This is a genomic window from Planktothrix sp. FACHB-1355 (genome assembly GCF_014748295.1).
Lineage (GTDB): Bacteria > Cyanobacteriota > Cyanobacteriia > Cyanobacteriales > Aerosakkonemataceae > Aerosakkonema > Aerosakkonema funiforme_A.
On sequence record NZ_JACJUP010001006.1, the window covers coordinates 1 to 2,658 of the forward strand.

The 2,658-nt window shown below is 38.3% G+C and carries 3 protein-coding genes; 1 reads left to right on the plus strand and 2 read right to left on the minus strand.

All coding sequences use genetic code 11. The features are described from left to right. The first annotated feature begins 296 nt into the window (after nt 1–296). The gene (locus H6S82_RS28180) at nt 297–1,745 is read left to right on the plus strand and encodes a tetratricopeptide repeat-containing serine protease family protein (RefSeq protein ID WP_190475249.1); all 1,449 of its coding nucleotides are present in this window, start codon (nt 297–299) and stop codon (nt 1,743–1,745) included. Nucleotides 1,746–1,815: 70 nt separating this feature from the next. On the opposite strand, the gene H6S82_RS28185 is transcribed toward H6S82_RS28180, so the two are convergent. Together H6S82_RS28185 and H6S82_RS28190 are read right to left on the minus strand one after the other, a co-directional pair. Next, nucleotides 1,816–2,088: a hypothetical protein gene (locus H6S82_RS28185; RefSeq protein WP_190475247.1), complete on the minus strand. Its 273-nt coding sequence runs from the start codon at nt 2,086–2,088 to the stop codon at nt 1,816–1,818. Nucleotides 2,089–2,170: 82 nt separating this feature from the next. After that, nucleotides 2,171–2,658, minus strand: a 488-nt coding sequence (locus H6S82_RS28190) for a CU044_2847 family protein (protein WP_199317980.1), incomplete at its 5' end; no start/stop codon positions are given.

The window sequence follows — 2,658 nt, forward strand, 5'->3', positions numbered from 1 at the left end:
ATAATTTAAGTCCCCGTGCCGTCACCCACCATTGCACACATTTGTAACATAAACAAACATTTTTCCCCATAAACCTGAAAGACCCATCCGGTGAAACCGGGTTTCTTTGGGTTGGAACAAGCAAATATCAACCTTTGCAACAAAAGAAACTCGGTTTATCATTCTCGATCCCAAATGGCGAATCAGTCTTTTAGTGACAAATAGTGACAAAAAATCCAGAAATTTAGTGTTTGGTGGCGTAGATAAAAGAGAAAGTATAGGATGGATTTAGCTGAACAGGCTCTACGGTTTACAAAATGGGAAAGCGGCTAGAGAGTTTTGAAGCAGTCCAGAAATCAACGGTTCGGGTTAAAGATACAGCAGGAAAAACCTGGGGAACAGGCTTTTTCGTTACAAATGAGGGGCATTTGCTGACTTGCGCCCATGTCGTCGAAGATGCTGGAGGTTGGAAGAATGTGCGAGTACTCGATCGACCCGTAACTTGTATTTATGAAGGTGATTCGGAAAGTAACGATTTTTCTGTACTTCTAGTTGAAGATATTCCACTTAGTCCAGCTCCTTTGCAGGCAGATTTTGAGCCAGGAGACGAATTTCTCAGTCCTGGTTTTTCTAATGATGATTTCTACGGGGCACCTATTCGAGGTGAAATTACCGCATTTGCTCGTTGTGGTAAGCTTGGCAACCAAAAGTTAATCCGTTTGGAAACTTTTTCAGATGCCCAGCGTATTGAAGGCGGGCAAAGCGGTGCGCCTATATTTGTTTATAAAAAAGGTAATTACAGGGCTGTTGGCATAATTGTAGCTTCGGAAGATTTAAACGGTGGGCTGGCAATATCAATTTCCACTGTCTTAAAAAGCGGTGCTTTAGCTGAAGCCTTAAAAGTCGGTAACAAAATTACCTTACGGCAATTAACTATTCCAACACTTATTGCCTTGATGGGAGGGGTTTCATTTTTATCTGTTTTTGGCTTAAAACAAACCTTAGAAAATTTCGATAAATGCTCTCGCGGTCGCATTAATAGCGCTAATAATATAATCAGCGATGAAATTGCAAGCGGTAATTACGAATCTGCCTTATTTCAAGTTAATAAAATTATCAACGATTGTCCTAACAAAGATAGTTTATTAATTACAAAAGGTCGGATTTATCTTGAAAAAAGCCAATATACCGATGCCATTTTACTTTTTCAAGATGCTTTAAAAATTCAAGAAACAGTAGAAGCGAGGTATAACTTAGGATTGGCACTTGCTAAGAGTGATGATTGTGCAAAAGCACTTGAAGAATTTAAAAAGATAGAGAACGATCTTAAGCTTAAAATCAATATTTATTACAGCATGGGTGTTTGTTATGATAGGTTGGAAAATTGGAAACAAGCATTGGAGAAGCTAAGATATGTAGCTAATAACAAGCAGGGAAATAGAAAACTTTATTCCGATTCACTGTACTACCTTACAGAGATCAATGCTAAACTTTGGTATCTAAACCAAAAAAGCCCAGAAAAACTCAAGTTCCAAAATGATTTTATGAAATATTTAGAGTTACAGTTTAATAACTTAGATCCGAACAAGCAGGTCACATATTTAGAACAAACTAATAAAGATATACAACAAATAAACAAAAATCCTTTTGAAGGAACGCCAGAATATTCTTTTATTTACTCTACGCAGGAATTTAAAAAGCTAATATGTAAACTACACAAAAATATTAATCGGGAAGTGCCGAGTAACCTAAAGAAATCATGTTAAGCATAACTACAGCTTAAGGGGATATCGAAAAAGTTCGATATCCTTCTCTCTACCTATTCATTAAAGCAATCTAGTTGCCAATTCTATCTACTAATTCTAATTGCTGAATGTACTTTTCAAGTTGGTTAATTAAGTCAATCAGTTCCGCAATGGGCTGCTCGATTTCGCTTCCTACGGAAGGGCCTTGGCCTGGAGGACATCCTCGTGGAGGAGGCGCTCCCGGAATACAACCGTACCTAGCTAAATAATAATTTTCAACCGAAATTCGATACGCTCCCAGCCGTTGTGAAAGAGATCTAATGTCTGAATTAACAGCGATAAGTCTACTTCGATCGATTGGCATACTTACACCTGAGTATTTTTTATTTATAAAACTTACGCAGAGTAGCTAAATGTGCGCTCAATTCATGAATTGAGGGCATAAGTCATGATTTATTCAAAGACTCTTTTACTCTAAAAGCAGCTTGTTGAACAAGATTTAGCTGCTTGACGTTATTTTCATAGGCTGATTCTTGAGATTGTTCGTAAAGTTCCAATGCTTCCCTAGTTTTAGACTCCAACACTTGCAGATCTTTTTTTAAGTTTTCCACTATTCCGGGAGGCCAGGTGTCAGGAAGAGAGGATTGCTCAAATTTCCAAGAAACTTTGATTTTGAAGCTTGCTTGACCGGATGCTTGTGCGATGAAAGCAGAACCGCTGGCAGTGAAACCTAAATTAAATTCTACTTCGGCACTTTCGGCCTTCATCGGCTGATTGAGTTCTTGCCAAATGTCTACAAAAGTTTGACAAGCTGGCAAAACGGCCTTGCGAATCATTTGTCTAAAGTCAGCTTCTGTAAGCTTGTCCACAGCACTGTCTTTATTCGATCGTTGCTGAATACCAGCAGCTTTCTCTAGGGGTACTACTTCTATAT

Coding starts and splice junctions, on each gene's coding strand:
- H6S82_RS28180 (WP_190475249.1), top strand. CDS start 297: ATGGGAAAGCGGCTAGAGAGTTTTGAAGCAGTCCAGAAATCAACGGTT.
- H6S82_RS28185 (WP_190475247.1), bottom strand. CDS start 2,088: ATGCCAATCGATCGAAGTAGACTTATCGCTGTTAATTCAGACATTAGA.